Origin of the sequence: Xylanimonas sp. McL0601 (genome assembly GCF_049852175.1) — a bacterium.
In the GTDB taxonomy this organism is placed as follows: Bacteria; Actinomycetota; Actinomycetes; order Actinomycetales; family Cellulomonadaceae; genus Xylanimonas.
In genome coordinates, this window is record NZ_CP187527.1 from 2,292,280 (window position 1) to 2,314,852 (window position 22,573).

Annotated in this window: 25 protein-coding genes; 11 read left to right on the top strand and 14 right to left on the bottom strand. The window is 75.3% G+C overall.

Translation table 11 applies throughout. The annotated features are described in order from the left end of the window. Positions 1 to 63: 63 nt before the first annotated feature. From ACO4JP_RS10560 to ACO4JP_RS10595, 8 genes are read right to left on the bottom strand one after another with little or no spacing between them, the layout of a single operon-like run. Entirely contained in the window at positions 64 to 837 is a 774-nt protein-coding gene (locus ACO4JP_RS10560; protein ID WP_425953650.1) for a class I SAM-dependent methyltransferase, read from the bottom strand. Positions 838 to 868: 31 nt separating this feature from the next. Further along, positions 869 to 3,766: a DEAD/DEAH box helicase gene (locus ACO4JP_RS10565; protein ID WP_425953651.1), complete on the bottom strand. Its 2,898-nt coding sequence runs from the start codon at positions 3,764 to 3,766 to the stop codon at positions 869 to 871. Positions 3,767 to 3,797: 31 nt separating this feature from the next. Beyond that, positions 3,798 to 4,868 carry a diacylglycerol/lipid kinase family protein gene (locus tag ACO4JP_RS10570; RefSeq protein WP_425953652.1) on the bottom strand — a complete coding sequence of 357 codons (1,071 nt, stop codon included), beginning with the start codon at positions 4,866 to 4,868 and terminating at the stop codon, positions 3,798 to 3,800. Between the two features lie 19 nt (positions 4,869 to 4,887). Continuing rightward, positions 4,888 to 5,658: a twin-arginine translocase subunit TatC gene (gene tatC, locus ACO4JP_RS10575; protein ID WP_425953653.1), complete on the bottom strand. Its 771-nt coding sequence runs from the start codon at positions 5,656 to 5,658 to the stop codon at positions 4,888 to 4,890. 3 nt (positions 5,659 to 5,661) lie between these two features. After that, a complete protein-coding gene (locus ACO4JP_RS10580) occupies positions 5,662 to 5,976 on the bottom strand; it encodes a Sec-independent protein translocase subunit TatA (protein ID WP_425953654.1) in 315 nt (104 codons plus the stop codon). A 40-nt stretch (positions 5,977 to 6,016) separates the two neighbouring features. Continuing rightward, complete coding sequence (locus ACO4JP_RS10585) at positions 6,017 to 6,385, bottom strand: hypothetical protein (protein ID WP_425953655.1); 369 nt, start codon at positions 6,383 to 6,385, stop codon at positions 6,017 to 6,019. Positions 6,386 to 6,395: 10 nt separating this feature from the next. Beyond that, the gene (locus ACO4JP_RS10590) at positions 6,396 to 7,388 is read right to left on the bottom strand and encodes a helix-turn-helix transcriptional regulator (protein WP_425953656.1); all 993 of its coding nucleotides are present in this window, start codon (positions 7,386 to 7,388) and stop codon (positions 6,396 to 6,398) included. Continuing rightward, positions 7,381 to 8,418, bottom strand: coding sequence for a helix-turn-helix transcriptional regulator (locus ACO4JP_RS10595; protein ID WP_425953657.1), 1,038 nt, complete (start codon positions 8,416 to 8,418; stop codon positions 7,381 to 7,383). The genes ACO4JP_RS10590 and ACO4JP_RS10595 overlap by 8 nt, the downstream gene beginning before the upstream one ends. 34 nt (positions 8,419 to 8,452) lie before the next feature. Here ACO4JP_RS10595 and ACO4JP_RS10600 point away from each other — a divergent pair, with 34 nt between their 5' ends. The 8 genes from ACO4JP_RS10600 to ACO4JP_RS10635 all read left to right on the top strand — a co-directional run bounded on the left by ACO4JP_RS10600 (position 8,453) and on the right by ACO4JP_RS10635 (position 14,971). After that, on the top strand, positions 8,453 to 9,613 hold the full coding sequence (locus tag ACO4JP_RS10600) for a DUF3866 family protein (RefSeq protein ID WP_425953658.1): 1,161 nt from the start codon (positions 8,453 to 8,455) through the stop codon (positions 9,611 to 9,613). 64 nt (positions 9,614 to 9,677) lie between these two features. Continuing rightward, entirely contained in the window at positions 9,678 to 10,364 is a 687-nt protein-coding gene (locus ACO4JP_RS10605; RefSeq protein ID WP_425953659.1) for a DUF4129 domain-containing protein, read from the top strand. Next, positions 10,361 to 10,891, top strand: coding sequence for a hypothetical protein (locus ACO4JP_RS10610; RefSeq protein ID WP_425953660.1), 531 nt, complete (start codon positions 10,361 to 10,363; stop codon positions 10,889 to 10,891). The genes ACO4JP_RS10605 and ACO4JP_RS10610 overlap by 4 nt, the downstream gene beginning before the upstream one ends. Continuing rightward, the gene (locus ACO4JP_RS10615; RefSeq protein ID WP_425953661.1) at positions 10,888 to 11,877 is read left to right on the top strand and encodes an AAA family ATPase; all 990 of its coding nucleotides are present in this window, start codon (positions 10,888 to 10,890) and stop codon (positions 11,875 to 11,877) included. The genes ACO4JP_RS10610 and ACO4JP_RS10615 overlap by 4 nt, the downstream gene beginning before the upstream one ends. After that, positions 11,874 to 13,172, top strand: coding sequence for a DUF58 domain-containing protein (locus tag ACO4JP_RS10620; protein ID WP_425953662.1), 1,299 nt, complete (start codon positions 11,874 to 11,876; stop codon positions 13,170 to 13,172). Before ACO4JP_RS10615 ends, ACO4JP_RS10620 begins: the two co-directional genes overlap by 4 nt. After that, positions 13,169 to 13,714: a hypothetical protein gene (locus tag ACO4JP_RS10625; RefSeq protein ID WP_425953663.1), complete on the top strand. Its 546-nt coding sequence runs from the start codon at positions 13,169 to 13,171 to the stop codon at positions 13,712 to 13,714. The genes ACO4JP_RS10620 and ACO4JP_RS10625 overlap by 4 nt, the downstream gene beginning before the upstream one ends. Before the next feature lie 25 nt (positions 13,715 to 13,739). Beyond that, positions 13,740 to 14,294 carry a Dps family protein gene (locus tag ACO4JP_RS10630; RefSeq protein WP_425953664.1) on the top strand — a complete coding sequence of 185 codons (555 nt, stop codon included), beginning with the start codon at positions 13,740 to 13,742 and terminating at the stop codon, positions 14,292 to 14,294. Next, on the top strand, positions 14,291 to 14,971 hold the full coding sequence (locus tag ACO4JP_RS10635; RefSeq protein ID WP_425953665.1) for a GNAT family N-acetyltransferase: 681 nt from the start codon (positions 14,291 to 14,293) through the stop codon (positions 14,969 to 14,971). Before ACO4JP_RS10630 ends, ACO4JP_RS10635 begins: the two co-directional genes overlap by 4 nt. Positions 14,972 to 15,082: 111 nt before the next feature. Here the strand turns inward: ACO4JP_RS10635 and ACO4JP_RS10640 are convergent, their stop codons facing one another. After that, positions 15,083 to 15,775: a tyrosine-type recombinase/integrase gene (locus tag ACO4JP_RS10640; protein ID WP_425953666.1), complete on the bottom strand. Its 693-nt coding sequence runs from the start codon at positions 15,773 to 15,775 to the stop codon at positions 15,083 to 15,085. Positions 15,776 to 15,814: 39 nt separating this feature from the next. Between ACO4JP_RS10640 and ACO4JP_RS10645 the strand changes: the two genes are divergently transcribed. Continuing rightward, a complete protein-coding gene (locus ACO4JP_RS10645; RefSeq protein WP_425953667.1) occupies positions 15,815 to 16,495 on the top strand; it encodes a YigZ family protein in 681 nt (226 codons plus the stop codon). 32 nt (positions 16,496 to 16,527) lie between these two features. On the opposite strand, the gene ACO4JP_RS10650 is transcribed toward ACO4JP_RS10645, so the two are convergent. The 3 genes from ACO4JP_RS10650 to ACO4JP_RS10660 all read right to left on the bottom strand — a co-directional run bounded on the left by ACO4JP_RS10650 (position 16,528) and on the right by ACO4JP_RS10660 (position 19,111). Next, positions 16,528 to 16,968, bottom strand: a complete 441-nt coding sequence (locus ACO4JP_RS10650; RefSeq protein WP_425953668.1) for a hypothetical protein — start codon at positions 16,966 to 16,968, stop codon at positions 16,528 to 16,530. A gap of 69 nt (positions 16,969 to 17,037) precedes the next feature. Further along, positions 17,038 to 18,450, bottom strand: coding sequence for a UTP--glucose-1-phosphate uridylyltransferase (locus tag ACO4JP_RS10655; RefSeq protein ID WP_425953669.1), 1,413 nt, complete (start codon positions 18,448 to 18,450; stop codon positions 17,038 to 17,040). Between the two features lie 40 nt (positions 18,451 to 18,490). Continuing rightward, positions 18,491 to 19,111, bottom strand: a complete 621-nt coding sequence (locus ACO4JP_RS10660) for an L-threonylcarbamoyladenylate synthase (protein WP_425953670.1) — start codon at positions 19,109 to 19,111, stop codon at positions 18,491 to 18,493. A gap of 49 nt (positions 19,112 to 19,160) precedes the next feature. On the opposite strand from ACO4JP_RS10660, the gene ACO4JP_RS10665 reads away from it, so the two are divergent. Both ACO4JP_RS10665 and ACO4JP_RS10670 read left to right on the top strand, forming a co-directional pair. Beyond that, positions 19,161 to 20,126, top strand: coding sequence for a LysR family transcriptional regulator (locus ACO4JP_RS10665; RefSeq protein ID WP_425953671.1), 966 nt, complete (start codon positions 19,161 to 19,163; stop codon positions 20,124 to 20,126). 9 nt (positions 20,127 to 20,135) lie between these two features. Continuing rightward, on the top strand, positions 20,136 to 20,573 hold the full coding sequence (locus ACO4JP_RS10670) for a VOC family protein (protein ID WP_425953672.1): 438 nt from the start codon (positions 20,136 to 20,138) through the stop codon (positions 20,571 to 20,573). A gap of 12 nt (positions 20,574 to 20,585) precedes the next feature. Here ACO4JP_RS10670 and ACO4JP_RS10675 read toward each other — a convergent pair whose 3' ends face one another. Then, the gene (locus ACO4JP_RS10675; RefSeq protein WP_425953673.1) at positions 20,586 to 21,275 is read right to left on the bottom strand and encodes a DUF5995 family protein; all 690 of its coding nucleotides are present in this window, start codon (positions 21,273 to 21,275) and stop codon (positions 20,586 to 20,588) included. A 9-nt stretch (positions 21,276 to 21,284) separates the two neighbouring features. Continuing rightward, the gene (locus ACO4JP_RS10680; protein WP_425953674.1) at positions 21,285 to 22,529 is read right to left on the bottom strand and encodes a Fic family protein; all 1,245 of its coding nucleotides are present in this window, start codon (positions 22,527 to 22,529) and stop codon (positions 21,285 to 21,287) included. Between the last annotated feature and the right edge of the window lie 44 nt (positions 22,530 to 22,573).

Below are 22,573 nucleotides of genomic sequence, written 5' to 3' on the forward strand. Positions count from 1 at the left end.
AGACGGGACGTCTGGGCTGGTGATGGCAGCGGGCGAAGGTCCGCGCCGCCGTCGCGGGGTGCGCTACAGCGGCCGGACGCGCAGCACGCCGGTGAGCATCGGCAGGGTGAACTCGCCGTCGGCAGTCTCGGGCCGGCCGGCGAGGTACGTGCGGACGCGGCCGAGCGTGGCGTCGCGCTCGGGCCCTGGCAGGACGAGCATCCCGGCGCGGGTCGCCAGGGTCGCGGCGAGCGAGCCGGCGGTGCGGCGCTGGCCGTGCGGGAACAGGGCCTGCTCGGGCGAGCCGAACCGGGCGGGGCCCGTCGGCGGCAGGTGCAGGCGGGCGGTCGCGGCGCGCCAGGGGGCGGGGGTGTCGCGGGGGCCGACGGCGGCGGGCCCGGCGACGCGCGCGAGCCCGGCGACCCACTCGACGGCGTCGTCGAGGAGGTTCCACAGGCCGGCCAGGACGCCGTCGGGCGCGAGGACCCGCGCGATCTCGGGGCCGGCGGCGGCCATGTCGAACCAGTGCATCGCGTTGCCGGCGAGCACGGCGTCGACGGAGGCGTCCGGCAGGGGGACGGCCTCGGCGCTGCCCGGCAGGGCGCGGACGGCGGGCAGGGTGCGGCGCAGCTCGGCGAGCATGGCCGGGTCGGGCTCGACGGCGACGACGTCGGCGCCGAGCGCCACGAGGGTGGCGGTGAGCTTGCCGGTGCCGGCGCCGAGGTCGAGCACGCGCGGGCCGGGCGCGGGGTCGAGCGCCCACCGCACGGCTGCCGGCGCGTAGTCCGGGCGGTGCTGCGCGTACGCGACGGCCGCCGACCCGAACGACGACCGCAGCTGCGGTGGTGCGTGGTCCACGCGCTCACGGTAGCCGTGCGCCGGGCGGTGCTCAGATGCTGCTGTAGGCGACGACGCCGCGCAGCACGGCGTCCTGCGCCCTGCGGGCGGTGGCGCGCAGCGCGGGCGTGGGTGCGGCCTGGCCGAGCTGGTCGAGGACGTCGACCACCTGCTTGCACCAGCGGACGAAGTCGCCGGCGGCGAGGTCGGTGCCGCGCAGCACGGCGTCGAGGCCCTTGCCGGTGGCCCAGCGGTGCACGGGGGCGACGATGCCGAGGTCGAGCGCGCCGGTGGCGTCCAGGCCGTGCGCCTCCTCGAGGTCCGTGACCTCGGCCCACACGCGGGTGGTGGCGTCGAGGGCTTGCGCGAGGCGGCCGTGGGGGCCGCCGGGCACGTACGGTTCGGCGGCCTCCTCGCGGCGCCCGGAGTAGACGACGGTGGACACGGCGGCGGCGAGCCCGGCGGCGTCGAGGCCGTCCCAGGCGCCGCGGCGCAGGCACTCGGCGAGCAGCAGGTCGTTCTCGGCGTAGACGCGCCGCAGCCAGGTGCCGTCGGCGGTGACGTGCAGCTCGCCGTCGGCGGCGCGCTCGAGGTAGCGGAGGGTCTCCAGGACGGTGCAGGTGCGGTCGAACGTGCGGGCGACGGTGCCGGTGCGGCCCTCGATGCGCTGGACGAGGCGGGCGTGCTCGGCGGCGAGGGTGTCGTGCCGTTCGGCCCAGCGGGCGTGGTCGTCGCGGTCGGGGCAGGCGTGGCACGGGTGGGCGCGCAGCGCGGCGCGCAGGGACTGCAGCTCGCGGTCGGAGGCGGCGTCGGCCCGTCTGCCGGGGCCCTGCCCGGGGCGGGGGCCGCGCGCACCGCGGCCGGGGACGTCGTCGCGGAACGCGCCGAGGGCGTTGCGCATGGTGGAGGCGAGGTCGCGGCGGGCGTCGGGGCGGCGGGCGTTGAACGCCTTGGGGATCTTGAGCCGGGTGACGACGGTGACGCCGTCGGGGGCGTCGGCGAGGGTGAGCTTCTTGACCTGCTTCTCCTGGGTGAGCACGGTGGGGCGCGGCCCGTCGAACCCGCGCTCGTCGCGGCCCGGGTCGAGCACGAGCACGTACCCGCGCCGCCGCCCGGTGGGGACCTCGACGACGTCGCCGCGCTGCAGCCGGTCGAACGTGGCGACGGCCTCGGCGCGGCGGGTGCCGGACGCGGCGCGGGACAGCTCCTTCTCCCGTGCGGAGATCTTGCGGCGCAGCGTCATGTAGGCGCCGAAGTCGCCGAGGTCGCACGCCATGGCCTTGTCATACCCGGCGAGTGCCTCGGCGTGCGCCTGCGCCTGCTTGGCCAGGCCGACGACGCCGCGGTCGGCCTGGAACTGCGCGAACGACGTCTCCAGCACCTCGCGGGCGCGGTCGTGCCCCACCTGGGAGACGAGGTTGACCGCCATGTTGTAGGTGGGCCGGAAGCTGGACCGCAGCGGGTAGGTGCGGCGGGACGCGAGGCCGGCGAGGGCGACGGGGTCGAGCCCGGGGTGGTCGACGACGACGGCGTGCCCCTCGACGTCGATGCCGCGCCGCCCGGCGCGGCCGGTGAGCTGGGTGTACTCGCCGGGGGTGACGGGCTGGTGGGCGGTGCCGTCCCACTTGACGAGCTTTTCGAGCACGACGGAGCGGGCGGGCATGTTGATGCCGAGCGCGAGGGTCTCGGTGGCGAACACGGCCTTGACCAGGCCGCGGGCGAACAGCTCCTCGACGGTCTCCTTGAACACGGGCAGCAGCCCGGCGTGGTGGGCGGCGATGCCGCGCGCCAGGGCCTGCAGCCACGTCCAGTAGCCGAGGACGTCGAGGTCCTCCGGCGGGATGGTGGCCGTGCGCTGCTCGACGATGCGGCGGATCTCCTCCTCCTCCTGCGGGGAGGTCAGCCGCAGCCCGGCGCCGAGGCACTGCTGCACGGCGCCCTCGCAGCCGGCGCGGGAGAAGATGAAGTAGATGGCGGGCAGCAGCGCGTCGGCGTCGAGGGCGTCGACGACGGCGAACCGGGGCGGGGTGCGCCGCTGCGGGGCCAGCCCGGCCGCCCCGCCCGGGCGGTAGCCGCCGCGCCCCCGGTAGCCGCGGTCGCCGGGCCCGCGCCGGTCGCCGTCGCCGGCGGTGCGCCGCCCGGACACGCGGAACACGTGGTTGAGGTCGGGGTTGATCGGCGGGTTGACCCCGGGGTCGGTGGGGTCCACGTGCCCGGCGTACAGGTCCATGAGCCGCGGCACACTGTGCCTCAGGTGCGGCTCGGGCGCGGAGACGACGACGTGCTGCCACAGCGGCACGGGCCGCCGCTCGGAGACGACGACGGCGGTGTCGCCGCGCACCATCTCGAGCCAGTCGCCGAACTCCTCCGCGTTGGACACGGTCGCGGACAGCGACACGAGCTGCACGTGGTCGGCGAGGTGGATGATGACCTCTTCCCACACGGGCCCGCGGAACCGGTCGGCGAGGTAGTGCACCTCGTCCATGACGACGAACTGCAGCCCGTCGAGGGTGGCGGAGCCGGCGTACAGCATGTTGCGCAGCACCTCCGTCGTCATGACGACGACCGGCGCCTCCCCGTTGATGGTGGTGTCCCCGGTGAGCAGGCCGACGTTCTCGGCGCCGTGCCGGCGCGCGAGGTCGGCGTACTTCTGGTTGGACAGCGCCTTGATGGGGGTGGTGTAGAACGCCTTGCCGCCCTGGGCGAGGGCCAGGTGGACGGCGAACTCCCCCACGACGGTCTTGCCCGCCCCGGTGGGCGCCGCGACGAGGACGCCGCGCCCGTCCTCGAGGGCCTGGCAGGCCACGACCTGGAACTCGTCGAGCTCGAACCCGACCGAGGCGCGGAACTCGGCGAGCCGGGTCCCGGAGCCGACCTGGGAGCGGGTGGCGCGGGCCCGGGAGGCCGCGTACCGCTCGGCGGGGCTGAGGGCGTCGTCAGCGGTGGCCATGGTGGTCAGCCTACGTGCGGCGCCTGCCCGGTCAGCGCACCAGCACCTTCAGGGCTCCGGGCACGAGCTCGGCCCGCAGCGGCAGGGTGCCGAGGTGCTCGCCGTCGCCGAACGCGGACGGCAGGTGCTCGGCGCCGTCGCCGGGCTCGATGTCGACGGCCCGCGCGTGCACCACCCGCACCTGCGGGTGCCCCAGGTGCCGCCCGCCGGCCAGGATCCGCGGGAACAGCACCGACGCCCCGCCGCGCCCGACGTCGCCGGCCAGGACGACGTCCAGCACGCCGTCGTCGATCTCGGCGTGCGGGGCCACGGGGATGCCGCCGCCGAGGGTGGACCCGTTGGACGCGGTGACCAGCGCCCCCGCGGACTCCCACCGCAGCCGCCGCCCGTCGCCGTCGGGCTCGGGCCCCAGGTCGGTGAAGCCGGGCAGGGTGGCCAGCGCGGCGAGCGCGGCGTCGTCGCCCTGCACGTGCGCGAACGTCAGCCGGTACTGCCAGGCACGGTAGGCGGCGATCTCGCGCAGCGCCGCCACGACGTACCGGGCCGAGCCGCGCGGGCGCACCATCGCGTTCGCGCGCGCGTTGACCGCGGCGTCCAGCCCCGCCGACACCGCCCCCGCAACCCAGCGTTGCGGCTCCCCGGCCTGCTTGCGGCCACTCAGCCCCGCACCGGTGACCCGGATCGCGTCCACGGCCCGCACCCCGGCCGCGCCCGCGTCCAGAGCGGCCAGCAGCGCCGTCACCGCGGGCGCCGCGTCCCGCACCGGCAGCCCGAGCGTGGTGGCGAAGTCGTTGCCCGTGCCGACCGCGACGATGCCGAGCGGGGTCGGCGTGCCCGCGACCGCCTGCACCCCCAGGTGCACCATGCCGTCCCCGCCGACGACGACCAGCGCGTCCAGCCCGTCGGCCGCGGCCCGGCGGGCGTGCTCCAGGGCCAGGTCGGCGCTGTGCCCGGACAGGTTCCACACGTCGTGCCCCGCGGCCACCAGCCGCTCCACGACGTCGTGCCCCACCCGGGCGCCGCGCCCCTTGCCGGCCGTGGGGTTGACGACGACGCCGAGACGCCTCGGGGCGCTCGCGGGTGGCGGGGTGGGGCCGGGCACGGCGACGCAGCCTACCGGCTCAGGAGGCGGCGGCGACGCGCCGCCGGTCCGCGCGCCGGTCGTGGAGGGTGGCGACGCCAACCGCGGCGAAGTAGAGCAGGCAGATGGGCAGGGCGACGAGGATCATCGTCCACGCGTCGGGGGTGGGGGTCATGACCGCGGCGAACACGAACCCGACCAGGACCGCCCACCGCCACCCCTTGGCGAGGGTCTCGTGGCGCAGCAGGCCCGCGAAGTTGAGCGCGACGAGCAGCACGGGCAGCACGAACGAGAGCCCGAACGCGAGCAGGAGCCGCATGACGAAGCTCAGATACTCCTGGGCGGTGAACAGCCCGCTGGTGCCCTGCGGGATGAACGCGGTGAGCATGTCCACGGCGTGGGGCAGCACCCACCAGGCCAGCGCGAGCCCCGCGATGAACAGCGGCACGGCGGCGCCCACGAACGAGTAGGCGTACAGCCGTTCGCGCCGGGTAAGCCCGGGCGTGACGAACGCCCACAGCTGGTACAGCCACCACGGGGCGGTGATGATCGCCGCGAGGAACAGGGCGACCTTGATCTGCATGTCCAGCGGCGAGCCGAGCGCCGTGAAGTTGAGCGAGATCTGCTTGCCCTGCGTCGACGCCGCCAGGTCCAGCGGGTGGCGCAGCACGGCCAGCAGCGGGTCGTACAAGAACCACCCGGCCACGCCCCCGACCACGAGCCCGCAGGACGCGAGGAAGAGCCGCTTGCGCAGCTCCAGCAGGTGCTCGCGCAGCGGCATCCGCCCCTCGGGGTTGCGGGTGCCGGGCACGGGCTAGCCCCTCGGGTGGTTGGGGTCGACCAGGCCGGGGATGGTGCCGCCGTCGGCGCCGGCACCCGGCGTGGTGTCCGGGGTGCTCGGGGTGGTGGCGGCGGGCGGGGCGGCGGGCGCGGCCGGGGCGACCGGGGTGCCGGCGTCCGTACCGTCGTCCTTGCCGTCGTCGGCCAGGTCCTTGATCTCCTTCTTGAAGATCTTCAGCGACTCGCCCACGCTCTTCGCCAGGCCCGGGAGCCGGTTCGCCCCGAACAGCAGGAAGATGATGACCAGCATCACAAGGACGTGCCAGGTCTGGAGGCCGTTGCGGAACATGGGGCTCCTTTTCTCGTCGATCGGGTGCGATCCTACGCGGTCACGACCCGCCCGACGCCGCCTTGCTCCGAGTACGCTCCGCGAGCCACGCGTCCACTGACCAGCCACGCGCCGTCGCCCACTGCCTCTCCCGCCGCGCCGCCGCCCGGCCCGCCCGCGCGGCCCGCTGCGCCGCGACCCGCGCGTACAGGGTCGTCGGGTCGTCGAACAGGGTCGGGCCCGTGTCGGGGGCGTTCGCCTGCGCCTGCTCGACGGCGTCACCGATCCGCGCCGACGCGACCGCCAGCCTCTCCGACGCCTCCCCCGCGGCCCGCAGGAACGCGACCCCCTTGCGCCACAGGTCCCGTCCCAGGAAGAACGCGCCCACCAGGGTGCCCAGCACCAGCACGCCCCACAGCAGCCACCACATGCCGGCCAGCCTAAGCGGTCAGCCCCACGACACCGTAGGCGGCCAGCGCCTCCCGCGCGGCCGCCGCGACCTGCGCCGCGACGTCCGGCGGGTCCACGGCCAGCACCATCGGCGCCGCCGCCAGCAGCACGCTGCGCAGCCACGCCGGGTTCGTCACCCGCAGCCGCAACGCGAACGCCCCGTCCGCCAGCTCCGTGACCTCCTCCGACCGCACCTCCTCCGCCAGCCACCGCGCCGGCGACGCGAACGTCACCGTCACCGTCGGCGCCTCCAGCCCCGCGCCCGCAACCGACCGGGCCACGTCCACGTCCCGGTCCACCTCCGCCACCCGCACCGCATCCACCGGCACGTCCAGCACCTGCGCCGCCAGCACCCGGTCCAGCCGGAACGTGCGCCGCCCCCGCGCCCGATGGCACCACGCCAACAGGTACGCCGCCCCGTCCTGCGTCAGCAGCCGCGCCGGGTCCACGTCCCGCTCCCCCACCACGTCCGCCGCGTTCACGTACCGGATCCGCAGCCGCCGCCGCCCCGCCAACGCCCCCGTCACCGCCTGCAGCACCTCCGGATCACCCTCGTGCACCAGACGCACGTCGACGGCGCTCGCGGCCTCACCGGTCGCGGCCGACAGCTTGGCCAGCGCGGAGCGCACCAGCTGGGCACGGCCCGCATCGGCCTGCACGGCCGGGGAGTCGAGCAGCGCGCGCAAGGCCGCGACCAGCGCGACGGCCTCCCGCGTGCCGAGCCGCAGGGGGCGGGTCAGGCCGCGCGCGTTGGTCAGGTGCACCACGCCCCGCTCGACGGCGTCGGCGTCGAAGTCGATGAGGTCGTCCGGCCAGTAGCCGGGCGTGCCGGTGACCCACAGCTGGTCGACGTCGTCACGGATCTGCTTCTCGGACACCCCGAACCGCTCCGCCAGCTCGGGGACGGGGACGGGGCCGTGCCCGTCGAGGTAGGCGACCAGGCCCAGCAGGCGCACCAGCCGGTCGTCGGCGCGTTCAGCCACGGCCGCCCCCCAGGGTGTCGAGGCCGGCGGCCGCCTGCAGCAGCCGCACCACCTCCGCACGCAGCTCCGACGGGGCGAGCACCACCACCGCGTCCGCATACCCGGCAAGCTCCTCGGCCAGGGTCGTCACGGACGTGAACGGCACCGCCACGACATCACGACCCTCCGGCACCACCGCCACGCCACCCAGGGCGTCGTCCGGCACCGGCACCGCACGCGCCCGCACCGCCGAAGCCCGCTCCGGCACCACCGCCAGCACCGCCGTCCGCTCGTGCCCCGCACCCGCCCCCAACGCCGCGTCGACATCCACGTGCGCCGGGATGTCGAACGCCCCCGCCTCCGCACCCACGCGCACCCGGCCCTCGATACGGGACAGGCGGAACACCCGCGGCGCCGCCCGGTCCACGTCCCGCCCCACCAGATACCAGCCGCCACCGCGCGCCGCGATCCGCCACGGCTCCACCAGCCGATCCGCCAGCACCCCCGTGCTCGCCGCCCGATACCGGAACCGCACCAACCGCCGCTCCGTCACCGCATCCAGCAACGGCGCATACGCATCCCCCGCCGCCCGCACCCGCGGCGCCAGACCCGCCAACGCATCCGCCTCCGCCTCCGCAGACCCCGCCGCCCGCAGCTTCGTCATCGCCCGCGAGCTGTCCGTCCGCAACGCCGTGTCCCCCCACAGCTGCGCCGCCAACGCCAGCACCCCCAGCTCCGCCGGCGTCAGATCCACCGGCGGCAACGCATACGCCTCGTTGTCGATCCGATACCCCACATCGTCCGAGTGCCCACCCGCATCCACCGTCACCACCGGCACACCCAGGCCCCGCAACGTGTCCTTGTCCCGCTCGAACATCCGCTCGAACGCCTCCGACGACGGCGCATCCCCATACCCCGCCACCCCACGACGAATCTGCTGCTTCGACATGGACACGCTCGTGTTCACCAGCGCGATCACCAAGTTCAGCAGCCGCTCCGCAGGCGGAACCCCCGGCCCCGCCGGCTCAGACACAGGAAGGTCATCAGACATCGAGTCGAGGCTAACCGCAGGTAGCCTGCCAAGCGTGATCACCTGGCGAACCGGCACCGTGGTGTCGCGCGGCACCACCTGGGGCAACAGCACCACCGGCGCCCGCGAGCTCACCGTCGACCTCGACACCCCCCTGCCCGGACGCACCACCGACGACACCCGCATCCGCGCCCTCGCCTACACCGGCCTCGTCGGCGACCCCGAACCCGGCGACACCCTCCTCCTCAACTGCTCCGCTCTGGCCCGCGGCCTCGGCACCGGCGGCTACGCCCTCGTCGTCGGACCCGGCGGCACCCTGCCCCCCGACCCCCCACCCGGACCCGGCCACCTCGTCAAAGCCCGCTACACCCCCCTGCAAGCCATGGTCCTCGGCGTCGACGAACAAGAATCCCCCCACCACGACCTCCTCCAGGACGCCGACACCCTCGACGGCCTCCCCGTCATCGTCGCCGACCTCCACTCCGCCCTCCCCGCCATCATCACCGGCGCCCGCACCGCCGCCCAACGCCACGACCGACCCACCCCCCGCATCGCCTACGTCATGACCGACGGCGGCGCCCTCCCCGCCTCCTTCTCCCGCACCATCGCCACCCTCCGCAACACCGGCTGGCTCCACACCTGCATCACCGTCGGCCAAGCCTTCGGCGGCGACCTCGAAGCCGTCACCGTCCACACCGGCCTCCTCGCCGCCCACCACGTCACCCACGCAGACATCGCCATCGTCGCCCAAGGCCCCGGCAACCTCGGCACCGGCACCCGCTGGGGCTACTCCGGCATCGCCGCCGGCGAAGCCATCAACGCCACCACCACCCTCCACGGCAGAGCCATCGCATCCCTCCGCGTCTCCGGCGCCGACCCCCGCGACCGCCACCGCGGCATCTCCCACCACTCCCTCACCGCCTACGGCCGCGTCGCCCTCACCCCCGCCGACCTCCCCCTCCCCGCACCCACCCCCGACCTCGAACGCCACCCCGCCTGGGGCCCCCACCTCACCACCCGCATCCGCACCCAAGCCGCCACCCTCCCCCACCGCCTCCACCGCATCGACATCCCCGCCGACAACGAGCTCCTCACGGCGCTCGCGGCCTCGCCCGCGCGGCTGTCGACCATGGGCCGCGGGCTCGACGACGACCCCGCCTCGTTCGTCGCGGCCGCGGTCGCGGGAGTCCATGCCGAAGGGCTCGTCCTGCGCTGACCCGGGCACGTCCCACCCGGTGACACGGCGTCCGGGAGGCGGGGGCGATCGCTAGGATCGCGCCGTGCGCAGCCGAGCGGTCCCAGCGATCGGTGCCGTCGTGCTGCTCGCGCTCGTCGTGGTCGCGGCCGCCGCCGGGTCACCGTGGCGGTTCGACCTGCCCGGGGTGCAGATCGCCCCCGGACCGGCCCCGACGTTCGCGTCGCAACCGAGCGCCCCGAGCCTCCCGCCGATCGAGGCGGCTCCCGGGCCCGACCTGACACCGTGGTTCGTGGGCGCGTTCGTGCTCGTGGCCCTCGTCGTCGCGTTCTTCCTCGGCCGGCTCGTGCTCAGGCAGATCGCCGAGTGGCGCGAGCGGGAGAAGCCGCCGGACGTGGGGCTCGACCTGCTCGGCGGGGCATCGGTCCCGGGCGGGCAGGTCGACCTGCCAGCCCTCGTCGACGCCGTCAGCGCCGCCCTCGCCCGCCTCGACACGGCGGGCACGCCGCACGACGCCGTCGTCGCCGCGTGGGTCGAGCTCGAGAACGCCGCGGCCCGGCACGGCTGGGAGCGCTTCCCGTCCGAGACCAGCACGGAGTTCACCACGCGCCTCCTCGGCGTCTCGGCCGCACCGCCCGAGCACACCGCCGTCCTGCGCCGCCTCTATCAGCAGGCCAGGTTCACGCAGCATCACGTCACCGAGGCGCAGGTGGCGCAGGCCCGCAGCGCGCTCGAGGCCATCGCCCGCGCGCTCGAGGGGAAGGCGCCGTGACCCGCCGTCGCGTGATCGTCGCCACCGTCGTGCTCGCACTCGCCGCCGCAGGCCTCGCCCTCTCCGGGTGGCTCGACACGCCGCACGCCGCCGTGCTCGCGGCCGTCGCGCTCGTCGCCTACCTCGCCTACCAGTCCGTCCCGCCCCGGGACGAGGCCTGGCCCAAGCCGCCCGCCGAGGCGCGGCCGGGCGCCCGCCTGGACGTCAGCGAGCTGGGCTGGGCGGCCTTCTCGCGCGACGGGAGCGTCACCGAACGCGTGCTGCGTCGTGTCCGCGGCATCGCGTCCCGCCGCCTCGCCGTCCACGGCGTGCTCTGGGACGGGCTCGTGCACGACGACCTCTCCGGCTGGGGCCGCGGACCCGGCGACGCCGCCGAGCACCACGCGCGCGCCGAGCAGCTGCTGGGTCGCGACGTGCTCGCGGGCCTGAGCACCTGGCGTGCCGCGCACCCGCGCACGCTGGAGACCTGGTTCAGCGCGCTCGACCGGCTGGTCGACGCGCCCGACGACCCGAGGAGCCCTCGATGACCACCGCTCTCCCCACGCCCGCGCCGCTGCCCGTCCCCGAGGTCGCGGAGCTCGGCCGGCGGGTCCTCGACGAGGTGGCGACCGCCGTCGTCGGCATGCGCGACGCGCTGGAGATCGCCCTCGCCACCGTGCTGGCCGGTGGGCACGTGCTCTTCGAGGACGTACCCGGCCTGGGGAAGACGCTCGCAGCCCGCTCGCTCGCCACCGCGCTCGGCCTCGACTTCGCCCGCCTGCAGTGCACGCCCGACCTGCTGCCGAGCGACATCACCGGCTCCTCCGTCTTCGACCCCGCGAGCCGCGCCTTCGAGTTCCGGCCCGGCCCGGTCTTCACCGGCCTGTTCCTCGCCGACGAGATCAACCGCACCGCGCCCAAGACGCAGTCGGCCCTGCTCGAGGCCATGGCCGAGCGCCAGGTCTCGGTCGACGGGACCACCCGGCCGCTGCCCCGGCCCTTCCACGTCGTCGCGACGTCCAACCCCGTCGAGTACGAGGGCACCTACCCCCTGCCCGAGGCGCAGCTCGACCGCTTCATGGTGCGGCTCGCCGTCGGCTACCCCGACCGCGACCAGGAGTCCGAGGTGCTGCTGCGCCGCGTCGCGCGCCGGCAGGAGGCCGCGCCCGTGCGCCCCGTCGTCGACGCCGCCACCGTGCTGGCCATGCAGGCCGGCGTCGAGGCCGTCGAGGTCGACCACGACGTCGTGCGCTACTGCGTCGACCTCGCCGCAGCCACGCGCGCGCACGCGTCGCTCGAGGTCGGCGCGTCGCCGCGCGGTTCGCAGAACCTCCTCCTGCTCGCCCGCGCGGTGGCCGTGCTCGACGGGCGCGACTACGCGCTGCCCGAGGACGTCAAGCGCGTCGCGGTGCCCGTGCTCGCGCACCGCCTCACCCTCACCCCGACCGCGTGGGCGTCCGCCGTGCGCACCGAGGGCGTCGTGCAGGAGCTGCTCGGGACGGTGGCCGGGCCCGCCACGGTGGCGCGGCCATGACCTGGCGCCCGACGCAGGCGGCGGCGGGCGCGGCCGCCGTCGGGCTCAGCGCGCTCGCCGTCGGCGTGTTCTTCGGACGGGCCGACGTCGCGCTGCTGGGCGTGCCGCTCGTGCTGGGCGCGGTGCTCGGCCGTCTGGGCCTGCCGGTCGGGCGCACGTCCGCCGCCTTCGACGGCGGCGGCCCCTCCGCCGTGCCGGGCGAGATCGCCGAGACCCTGCGCCTGACGGCGGCGGCGGGCAGCGACGTCGTGCACCTGCGCGTGTTCGCGCCCGGGCACCGGCCCGCCGACGTCGTCGTGCCCGGCCAGGGCGAGCGTGAGCTGCCGCTGCGGCTGTCTTCCGTGCGGACCGGGCCGCAGACCACGTTCCGCGCCGACGTGCGCGGGTACGGCCCCCTCGGCGCGTCGGCCGAGGACCCCCAGCGCCTCGGGGCGCCCGACCGGCTCGTGCTCCCCGAGGCCTCGCGGCTGGGCCGCGTGCCTCTGCCGAGCCGGCTGCGCGGCCTCACGGGCCCGCGCACGTCCCGCCGGCTCGGCGACGGTTCCGAGCTCCGCGACGTGCACCCCCTGGGCCCCGGCGACCGTCTCCGCCGCGTCGACTGGCGCGCCACCGCCCGCCGCTCCCCGACGCTCGACACGCTCTACGTGCGCCGCACGTTCGCCACCGCCGAGGCCGGCGCCGTGCTGGTGCTCGACTCCCGCGACGACGTGGGCCCGGACCTGCGCACCTGGCGTGGGTCGGAACCGCTGCGCGTCGACGAGCCGACGTCCCTCGACCTCGCGCGGCACGCGGCCGCGTCGGTCGCGACTGCGCTGGTCGACGCTGGCGACCGAGTCGGTCTCGAGGACCTCGCGCGCCGCCGCCGCCCCCTGACCCCGGCGACCGGCAAGCGGCACCTGCGCCGCATCCTGCACGCGCTCGCGCTCACGGCGCCCGTCGGGACGCCCGCGCGCCGCGTGCGGCCCCCGCAGGTGCCCACCGACGCGATCGTCTACCTCTTCACGACGCTGCTCGACGACGCCCCGCTGACCCTCGTCGAGGCGTGGGCCGAGCAGGGCGTACCCGTCGTCGTCATCGACACGCTGCCCGACGTGCACCCGGTGCCCGAGCGGCACCTGACGCTGGCCTGGCGGATCACTGCGATGGAGCGGGCCGACCGCGTGCGCGCGCTCACCGCCCGGGGCGTGCCGGTGGTGCGCTGGGCCGGGTCCGAGCGGGACCGCGCCGCCGCGCGCTTCGAGGTCATGGTGCGAGCCGCCGAGCGGCACCGGCCCGTCGCGGGAGCCCGGCGGTGACCGGGCCTGGCCGCATGCCGCGGGTCAAGGTCGAGACCCGGGCCTGGCTCCCCGGGTGGGCCCTGCGGGCCGCCGCGGCCGCGCTGCCGGCCGTCCTCGTGCTGCTGGCGTTCGCGCGGTCCTCACTGCCCGCCGACGCCGAGGTGCTCGCGGTCCTGCTCGCCGTCGGGCTCGCGGCGTCGGCGCTGTGGCGGCCGAGCCACCGGCCGGCGCTGGTCGCCGTCGGCCTGGCGGTGTTCTGCGGCGTGGTCGGGCGCGACGCCGGGACCGGGGCGGTAGTCATGGGGCTCGCCGCCCTCGGGTACGTGGCGGTCCGGCTCGGGAGCTGGGCCGGGTCCGTCGGGTGGACCACACGCGTCGAGCTCGCGGCGCTGGGGCGGTCTGCTCTGCGCGACGGCGTCGTCGTCGCGGTGACGGTGCTGGTCGGGGCGCTGGGACTCGCTGTGCGCGGGTCGTCCGCGGCCGCGCTCACGCTCGGGGCGGTGGCCCTGCTCGCGCTGGCGTGGTGGGTGCTGCGGCCCCAGGATGACAGAAAGAGCTGACCCTATGACTTCGGAGGTTGGTCCCATGGCTGCGCCCCGGTTCACCGTCCCGTCCCTCAGCCTGGAGAACGGCGGCAAGGCCGCTGCCATCCTCCAGGAGCGGCTGCACTCCCTGAACGACCTGCACCTCACGCTCAAGCACGTGCACTGGAACGTCGTCGGGCCGCACTTCATCGCGGTGCACGAGATGCTCGACCCGCAGGTCGACGCCGTGCGCCTCATGGTCGACGCGATCGCCGAGCGCATCGCCACGCTGGGCGTCTCGCCGGTCGGCACGCCGGGGGCGCTCGTGAAAGCGCGCACCTGGGACGACTACTCGCTCGGCCGCGCCTCCGCCCTCGAGCACCTGGGCGCGCTCGACGAGGTGTACCAGGGCGTCATCGCCGCGCACCGTCAGGCCGCCGCGGACACCGAGAGCCTCGACCCCGTGACCAACGACCTGCTCATCGGTCACCTGCACGAGCTCGAGCAGTTCCACTGGTTCGTCCGGGCGCACCTGGAGAGCTCGGGCGGCGCGCTGTCCACGGCGCAGGCGAAGACCGAGCAGGACGCGGCGCGCGAGGCGCTCGACGCCAAGTGAGCGGCACCCTCCGCCCCTACGCCCTGCCCGACCGCACCGCCGTCGCCGAGGTGTGCGTCCGCACCGCGGCCGCCGGCGGCGACGCGCGCGGGAACTACTCCGACGACCTGCTCATGCCCGAGGTGTACGCGCTGCCCTACGTGGACCTCGAGCCCACGACGGCGTTCGTCGTCGTGCAGCCGTCCGAGGACGGCATGCTCGACGACGGGGACGCCCGGCTGAGGGTGCCCGACGGCGTGCTGGTCGGGTACGTCGTCGCGGCCCCCGACACCGCCGGCTTCGTCGAGCGGTGGGAGCGCGAGTGGACGCCCGGGTTCCTGGTACGCCACCCCGCGCCGGCCCCCGCACCCGCGGACGGCCCGGGGTACACCGAGGCGCAGCTCTGGCACGACGGCACGCACCCCGAGCGGATGCTCGGGGTCCGGCCGGACGTCCTCGCGGCGTACCCGGCGCACCTCCACATCGACCTGCTCCCCCGCGCGCAGCGCCAGGGCTGGGGGCGGCGGCTGGTGTCCGCGCTCTGCGCGGCGCTGGCGGCGCAGGGCGTGCCGGGCGTCCATCTCGGCTACGACCCGGCGAACACGAACGCCCGCGCGTTCTACGACCGTCTCGGCTTCAAGGAGCTCCCGGGCTCGACCCCGACGGGTCCCCTCCTGGGCCTCCGCACGGAGGCCTGACCCCCCGCTCCAAGGCTGGTTTTCGGTGATGGCTCAGCGGGTTCTGGACGCTTGGCACACTATTTTGCTAGACAGAGATGTCGTCGTGCTCTCGTTTCTCCACTCGCGGGCTCAGGGCGCGCCGGCGGCGCCGGCGTCGGCGGGGACAATCTCGCGGCCCTCGTCCGGAAGACCCGCCTCCGTCCACGCCCGGCGGACCTGCTCGAAGCGCGTCGGGAGCGGCGGGCGGAGGGCCCCGTAGCGGGCGTTCGTGCGCAGCACGAACCGGCGCCACGACAGCACCAGCCCCTGCTTGGTGATGGGCAGGCCGCTCGAGACCGTCGTCCCGTTGTCGTGCGTGTGGTGCACCGTCAGCAGCAGCGCTCGGGGCACCGAGCCCTCGAGCTCGGCGGCGAGCTCGAGCCGCACGTCCATCCAGTGCCGCAGCACCAGCACCACCTCGGGCGGCACCCGGTGCACACGCAGGGTGCGGTGCTTGCCGTGCCGCACGACGACGCTCCCCTCCCCCGCGTGCGCGCCCAGCTCCCCCAGGTCGAGGTCCTCGGCCCGCACGCGCAGCAGGTCGCCGTAGCGGGCGCCCGTCGCGCGCGTCAGGCCGGCGATCACCGCGAGACGCACCACCTCGGGCTTGCTCCCCGTGCGCAGCGCCTCGACGCCGAGCTCGCGCCACACCCACTCGGCCTCCTCGAGCGACACGACCGGCCGGGGGTACCGCCCGGGTCCGGTGGCGCGGGCGCCGCCTCCGCGCGTCGTCGTCGAACCTGGCGTGACCCCGGCCTCCGGGGCGGTCTCGTCGCTGCTCATGGCGCGATTCTGGCCGCTTGGCACACTTTTCTGAGTGACATGGTCTCGGCGCGTCGCGGCTACGCTCGCCCGGTGGACCGCGACCTGCCCTCGACGATCGCCGAGCCCGTCGACCACGAGCTCGTGATCAAGAAGTCGCGCTTCCTCGCCCACCTGCATCCCGTGCGGAGCGTCGAGGAGGCGGACGCCGTCGTCGCGCAGGTCCGCAAGGAGTTCTGGGACGCCCGGCACCACTGCGTGGCCCTCGTCGTCGGCACGCACGCCGACCGACAGCGCTCGACCGACGACGGCGAGCCCTCCGGCACCGCGGGCGTGCCGATGCTCGAGGTGCTGCGCCACCGCGAGGTCACCGACGTCGTCGCCGTGGTCACGCGGTACTTCGGCGGTGTGCTGCTCGGCGCGGGCGGGCTCGTGCGCGCGTACTCCTCGGCGGTCTCGGAGGCGCTGGACCTGGCGACGCCGGTGCACCGTCGCGTCCTGACAGAGGTCCGCCTCGACGTCCCCCACGCCGACGCCGGCCGCCTCGACAACGTGCTCCGCGACTGGGCCGCGTCCCACGGCGCCGTCCTGGGCACGACGGAGTACGCCGAGGTCGCGCGCCTACGCCTCCTCGTCCCGCCGGACCAGCTCACCGCGCTGTCCGACGACGTCGCCGCCGCGACGGCGGGCGCCCTGACCCCGGTCCCAGGGGAGAGCCGCGTGGTCGACGTCCCGTCGTGACGCGCTAGACCTGACGCGCTAGACCCGACGCGTCAGAGGAAGCCGTCCAGCGCGCGGGCGGCCAGGCCGAACGCCGTCGACAGGCCGATGCTCGCCGTCACCGACACGACCAGCAGGCCGCGCTGCGGCTGGGCGACCAGGAACGGCTCCGGCGCCGTCGCCTCGACCGCGCCCCAGCGCTCGAGCACACGCAGCGGGCCGCCCAGCAGCCGCTCCCCCTCGCGCAGCAGCAGGACGTCGAGCGCCTCGTCCCGGAACGGCCCCGGGACCGGCCCGTCGGAGGCGGTGTCGCCCAGCAGGACCGAGCCGTCCGCGCAGCGCGTGGCGTGCAGTTTGAGGCCGGCGGCCACGAGCTCGGGCTGCTCGCGCCGGAGCCGCGCGCGCACCTGCTGGTGCTGCGGCGAGCGGGTGAACCCGGCGTAGTGCAGCAGCGCCGTGCCGCCCAGCACCGCCGGGGCGGCGTCGACCGCCACGCCGGACTCCGCCGCCTCGGTCGCTCGCGAGCCACTGCGGGTTCACCCGGGTGTCACCTCGGGCCGGCCTCAGCCGGCGGCGACCACACCCTTCTCGGTGACGGTCGCGCCGTCCGGCACGGCGGTCGGCGACCCCTCGTCGGGCAGCTCGGCGTCGCCCTCCACCACGACGCCCGAGCCGAAGGTCCAGTCCCCCTGGACGGTCAGCGACGTGGCCGAACGCAGCGACGGCGCCCCGGTGGGGAACCGCTCGTCGAACCGCGTGATGGTCTTGTACGGCGACGGGAGCGACACGAGGGGCGCCGGCACCTGCGCGACGACCCGGCAGTCCTCGGTGAGCTCGTAGACGTCGGAGCGCAGCACGAGCAGGTCGCTCGTGGTCTTGACCGGGAGGAACCGCTCGCGGCCCACCTCGATGGCCGTGGCGCCCGCGAACACGGCGACGGCGGCGCCCATCGCGGACTCGATCTGGACCACGGGGGTCGAGGAGGGATCGGACGGGTCGACGGTCTTCTCGTTGCGGATCAGCGGCAGCTCCAGCACGCCGCCGGTGCGCTCCAGCTCGGCGGCCAGCGCCTCGAGGTCGAACCAGAGGTTGTTCGTGTGGAAGTACTTGTGCCGGGCCGGGTCGAGGCTGATCTCGAGGTCGTCCGGGTGCGTCTGCGCGGTCTCGCGCTGGACGATGCGCCCGTCGGCCGTGCGGACCACGAGCTGGCCGCCCTTGACGTCGGCCGGCGTCTTGAGGCACATCTCGGCCGCGTACGGGGCGCCGGACGCCGCGAACCAGCCCGCGATCCGCGCGTCCGGCGCGGCGCCGAGGTTGTCGGAGTTCGAGACGCTCGCGTACCGGAAGCCGGCGTCGAGCAGCGCGCGCACGACGCCCGCCGCGTGCAGGGCGGGGTACAGGTCGCCGTGCCCAGGCGGGCACCACTCGAGGTCCGGGTCGGCGGGCCACTCGACGGGCTCGAGCGTGTCGGCCGTGAGCTTGGGCTCGCGGTTCTGCAGGAAGTCGAGCGGCAGGCCGTCCACGGCAAGGTCGCCGTACTTCGCCAGCAGCGCGAGCGAGTCGTCGCGCGTGCGGAACGAGTTCATGAGGATCAGCGGCAGGCGGGCGCCCGTGGCGGCGCGCGCCGCTTGGACCTGCCCGACGATGACGTCGAGGAACGTGAGGTCCTCGCCCTCCGCGGAGCGGCGGACGGGCAGCAGCGACTTGGCCTTGTCCATGCCCATCGAGGTGCCCAGGCCGCCGTTGAGCTTGATGATCGCAGTCTGCGCGAGTGCGGCATCGGCCTCGTCGTAGGTCAGATCGAGGTCCGCCGCGCGGGCCAGGGGCGGCAGGGGCTCGACGTCGGCCTCCCGGACCAGACCCGTGGCCCCCGACTCCAGCAGCCGGTAGAACCGGGTGAACGTCTCGATCGCGGCGGGCGCGACGCCCGCCTCCGTCATCTTCTCGCGTGCGCGCTGCAGGCCTCCGTCGCTCATGGTCCGAACCCTAACGGGGGGCGTCGGACCCTGGCGCCTGTCACTCGAACCGCGACGGGTCTCCCGCCCCGACGCGGACGACCTCGGCGTACCCGTCCGAGAAGTCGACCACCGTGGTGGGCCGGCCCGGCACCTCTCCCCCGTCGACGACGGCGTCGAGCACGTGGTCGAGCTCTTCCTTGATGGTCCAGCCGTCGGTGAGCGGCTCCGCCGCGCCCGGGAGGATCAGGGTCGAGGAGAGCAGCGGCTCGCCGAGCTCGTGCAGCAGCGCCTGCGCCACCCGGTTGTCCGTGATGCGCACGCCCACCGTCTTCTTCTTCGGGTGGGCCAGGCGGCGCGGCACCTCGGGCGTCGCGCGCAGGATGAACGTGTAGGGGCCGGGCGTGGTGGCCTTGATCGCCCGGAAGGCGCTGTTGTCCAGGTGCACCAGGGGGCCGAGCTGGGCGAAGTCCGCGCACACGAGCGTGAAGTGGTGCTTGTCTCCCAGGCGCCGGATGAGCCGAATCCGCTCGGTGCCGTCGTGGTAGTCCATCCGGCAGCCGAGGGCGTATCCGGAGTCGGTCGGGTAGGCCACCAGCGCGCCGTCGCGCAGCATCGTGGTCACCTGCCCGACGGCCCGCGCCTGCGGGTCGACAGGGTGCACGTCGAAGTAGCGGGCCATGAGGGGCAGGCTAGACCCACCGGCCCTGCCCCGCCGGTAACCTGGGCGAATGCCCGCCGACCTCGACCTCACCCGCCTGCGTGTGCTCGCCGCGGTGGCGCGCACCGGCTCGCTGACCGCCGCGGCGCGCGAGCTCGGTGTCGCGCAACCGTCCGTGAGCCACCACCTGGCACGGCTCGACGTGGAGGCGGGCCTGCCCCTGCTCGAGCGCGTCGGGCGCGGCGTGCAGCTCACGGAGGCGGGCCGCCTGCTGGCCGACCGCGCCGAGGAGATCCTGGGCCGCGTCGAGGCCGTCGGACGCGAGCTGGACGCGCTCGCCGGCCTGCGCGCGGGCCGCGCTCGCCTGGCCGCATTCCCGTCGGCGCTGGCCACCATCGTGCCGGCGGCGATCTCGGCGCTGGTGCGCGACCATCCGGGGCTCGGCGTCGGGCTCGTCGAGGTGGAGCCGCCCGAGGCGGTGGCCGCGCTGGAGGCCGGCGAGGTCGACGTCGCGCTCGTGTTCGAGCACACCGACGTGCGGCACGCCCGCAGCGTGGAGGACCTGTCGAAGTACGTCGTGACGCCGGTGCTCGACGAGCCGGTGCACCTGGTGGTCCCGGCCTCCGAGGCCGCGTCCGACGGCAGCGCGTCCGACGGCGGCGCGGCCCCCGGCCTGGCGGAGCTCGCCGACGCCGACTGGATCGCCGGGTGCCCCCGCTGCCGCGCCGACCTCGTCGCCCGGTGCGCAGCGGCGGGGTTCGCGCCGCGCATCGCCTTCGAGACCGACGACTCCATGGCGGTGCAGGCGCTCGTCGCCGCGGGCGTCGGCGTGAGCCTGCTCCCCGACCTCGCGCTGCGCGCCCACCACGCGCGCGGCGTCGTCACGCACCCCTTGCCCGGCGCGCGCCGCCGCGTGCTCGCGCTGACGCTGGGGGCGCCCACTCCCCCGACGCGCGAGCTGCTGGTGCGGCTGGTCGCCGCGGGAGCTGAAGGCATGCCCCGCGAAGGCGTGGCTCTGACCAGCACCCGCCCTTAGGGTGTGCCCATGACGACGACTGTCAGGCAGGTCCAGGTCACGTTCGACTGCGCCGACCCTGAGCGCGTCGCCCGCTTCTGGTGCGAGGTGCTGGGGTACGTCGTGCCGCCTCCGCCGGAGGGGTTCGCCACCTGGGCCGACTTCGACCGCTCGCTGCCGCCCGAGGACCAGGGCGCGTGGTTCGCGTGCGTCGACCCCACCGGCGTGGGACCGCGGCTGTACTTCCAGCGCGTCCCCGAGGGCAAGGTCGTCAAAAACCGCGTGCACCTCGACGTGCGGGCCGGCACCGGGCTCGTGGGTGCGGAGCGCCTCGCCACCCTCCAGGCCGAGTGCGAGCGACTGCTCGCGCTGGGCGCGACGCACGTGCTCACGCAGGTCGCCGACGACGAGAACGAGTCGTGCATCACGCTGCAGGACGTCGAGGGCAACGAGTTCTGCCTCGACTGAGGCAGCGCCGGCTCAGAGCAGCATCCCCCTGCTCGTGAGCGAGACCGCCGCGCGGTGCCCGTCCGCGAAGACCCGCAGCATCCGCGGGTTGTCGTGGAGCCCGTGCATGACCCGGGCGACGCCCCAGGCTGCCGCCCGTGCCGTCTCGATGCCCCACCTCGCCAGTGCGTCGTCGACGGTGCCCGCCGCGTCGTCGAGCGTGGCGACCACCCCGGTCGAGAACCACGACTTGACCGTCGGGTAGGCGACGCCGAGCACGTCGTTGGTCAGGGTGAAGTCGTGGTGCTCCGGCGTGTCGTCGTCGGGGACGACGCCGGCCTCCCGGCAGGTCGTGATCACGGCGACCGGCAGGTCGTGGCAGATGTGCGCGTTCATCCCGGCCAGCGCGAACTGGATCGGGTGCGTGCGGGGCTTGGCCCGGCTCTCGAAGAGCGGGGCCCACGCCGGGGGCACCGGCCGGCCCTCGCGGTCCGCGGCGTACGCCTCGAAGAAGAGGTTGCCGAAGTGCACGTCGAGCCGCTCGAGGAAGTCGCCCGCCTGGAAGAAGCCCTTGTCGACGGCGGCGTCGACGTAGTGCGTGACCTGCCGGTACATCCGGTTGAAGTAGGCGACCCCGTCGTCGTGCGGAAGTGCGGCGTCGATCGCGTCCATCCGTTCCAGCACGTCGTCGATGCTGTCCGCAGCCGCCCACGCGAGGGTCATGGCGTGAGGTTAGCGGCCCGCAGGCCTCGGCAGGGAGGTGGGCTGCACGCCCGGCACCAGCCGGTCCATCATCCGCAGCAACGCCGAGGCCTGGTACACCTCGGCGCGCCGGAACCGGCCGCCCGATGGCTCGAGGATCCCGACGCCGACCAGGTTGTCCACGACCTTTCGCGCCGTGACCTTCGACGTGGCGAGGGCGGCCTCGAGATAGCGGGCGGTGACCACGGGCTGCTCGACGAGCACGCGCGCGGCGGCGTGCACCCGGGAGTCCGCGCGGAAGCGCGCGGTGCGCTCCGCCCAGTCGGCCTCGACCTCGCCCGCCGCGGCCATGACGGTCTCGGCCTCCTCGCACGAGCGGGCGAGCGTCTCGGCGAAGTAGGCGACGAACCCGCTCACGGCCGCGGCCCGGTCGTCGGGGGCGCCGTGCCGGAACGCGGTGAGCTGACGGACGTACTCGTCGGGGTCGCGGCGCAGCACCACCGACAACGGCAGCACGCCCTGGTCGAGCAGCCCGGCTCGCGCAAGGTAGCCGTGCACCAGGACGCGCCCCGCGCGGCCGTTGCCATCCTCGTACGGGTGGATGGTCTCGAACTGGGCGTGCAGCACGGCCGCCTTGACCAGCGGGTTGTCCCCGGACCGGTTGGCGTGGTCGAGCAGGTTCGCCATGAGCCCCGGCACGTTCTCCGGCGGCGGCGCCACGTACGACGCCGTGACCTTCGACGTGCCGCCGATCTGGACGTCGACGCCCCGGTAGCCGCCGTCGTGCACGTGCGGGGCGATGGTGCGGTGGATCTCGTGCACCGCCTCGTGCGTCCAGGGCTCGCGCAGCGACTGGACGCCCCGGCGCACCGAGTCGAGGTTGCCGAGGATCGTGCGCGCGGTGCCGAGCCGCTCGAACTGGTACCCGTCCAGGCCCGGGTCGCGGCCCTGGAGCTGGGCGACCATGACGTTGCGCGGCGTCTCGCGCAGCCCCTCGACCCAGGACGACGAGATCGACTCGCTGCGCAGCAGCGTCGCGTAGAGGATCGGCATGGGCCGCTCGCGCAGGCGCTGGCCGATGCGCGCGACGGCGATCGACACGTCCGAGACCGCCGCCATCGCCTCGGCGGTGACGTACGGGGCCATGGACTCGTCCAGGCGAGCCGGGAAGTAGCGCCGGTAGGTGCCACCCCGCCGGTCGGCCGAGCGCATCGCGCCCAGGTCGCCCTCCTGGTACTCGCGCTGCCAGAGCGCGCCGTCCTGGCCCGGTGCCATCGCCGCATCCTTTCCGCCGGAGTCCTTGAGTTAAGGTTAGCGCC

Bases quoted from the DNA above. Each gene is read 5' to 3' on its own strand.
- ACO4JP_RS10565 (WP_425953651.1), bottom strand. From the start codon at position 3,766: ATGGCCACCGCTGACGACGCCCTCAGCCCCGCCGAGCGGTACGCGGCC.
- ACO4JP_RS10580 (WP_425953654.1), bottom strand. From the start codon at position 5,976: ATGTTCCGCAACGGCCTCCAGACCTGGCACGTCCTTGTGATGCTGGTC.
- ACO4JP_RS10585 (WP_425953655.1), bottom strand. From the start codon at position 6,385: ATGTGGTGGCTGCTGTGGGGCGTGCTGGTGCTGGGCACCCTGGTGGGC.
- ACO4JP_RS10595 (WP_425953657.1), bottom strand. From the start codon at position 8,418: ATGTCTGATGACCTTCCTGTGTCTGAGCCGGCGGGGCCGGGGGTTCCG.
- ACO4JP_RS10615 (WP_425953661.1), top strand. From the start codon at position 10,888: ATGACCACCGCTCTCCCCACGCCCGCGCCGCTGCCCGTCCCCGAGGTC.
- ACO4JP_RS10620 (WP_425953662.1), top strand. From the start codon at position 11,874: ATGACCTGGCGCCCGACGCAGGCGGCGGCGGGCGCGGCCGCCGTCGGG.
- ACO4JP_RS10630 (WP_425953664.1), top strand. From the start codon at position 13,740: ATGGCTGCGCCCCGGTTCACCGTCCCGTCCCTCAGCCTGGAGAACGGC.
- ACO4JP_RS10640 (WP_425953666.1), bottom strand. From the start codon at position 15,775: ATGAGCAGCGACGAGACCGCCCCGGAGGCCGGGGTCACGCCAGGTTCG.
- ACO4JP_RS10645 (WP_425953667.1), top strand. From the start codon at position 15,815: ATGGTCTCGGCGCGTCGCGGCTACGCTCGCCCGGTGGACCGCGACCTG.
- ACO4JP_RS10655 (WP_425953669.1), bottom strand. From the start codon at position 18,450: ATGAGCGACGGAGGCCTGCAGCGCGCACGCGAGAAGATGACGGAGGCG.
- ACO4JP_RS10660 (WP_425953670.1), bottom strand. From the start codon at position 19,111: ATGGCCCGCTACTTCGACGTGCACCCTGTCGACCCGCAGGCGCGGGCC.
- ACO4JP_RS10665 (WP_425953671.1), top strand. From the start codon at position 19,161: ATGCCCGCCGACCTCGACCTCACCCGCCTGCGTGTGCTCGCCGCGGTG.
- ACO4JP_RS10670 (WP_425953672.1), top strand. From the start codon at position 20,136: ATGACGACGACTGTCAGGCAGGTCCAGGTCACGTTCGACTGCGCCGAC.
- ACO4JP_RS10675 (WP_425953673.1), bottom strand. From the start codon at position 21,275: ATGACCCTCGCGTGGGCGGCTGCGGACAGCATCGACGACGTGCTGGAA.
- ACO4JP_RS10680 (WP_425953674.1), bottom strand. From the start codon at position 22,529: ATGGCACCGGGCCAGGACGGCGCGCTCTGGCAGCGCGAGTACCAGGAG.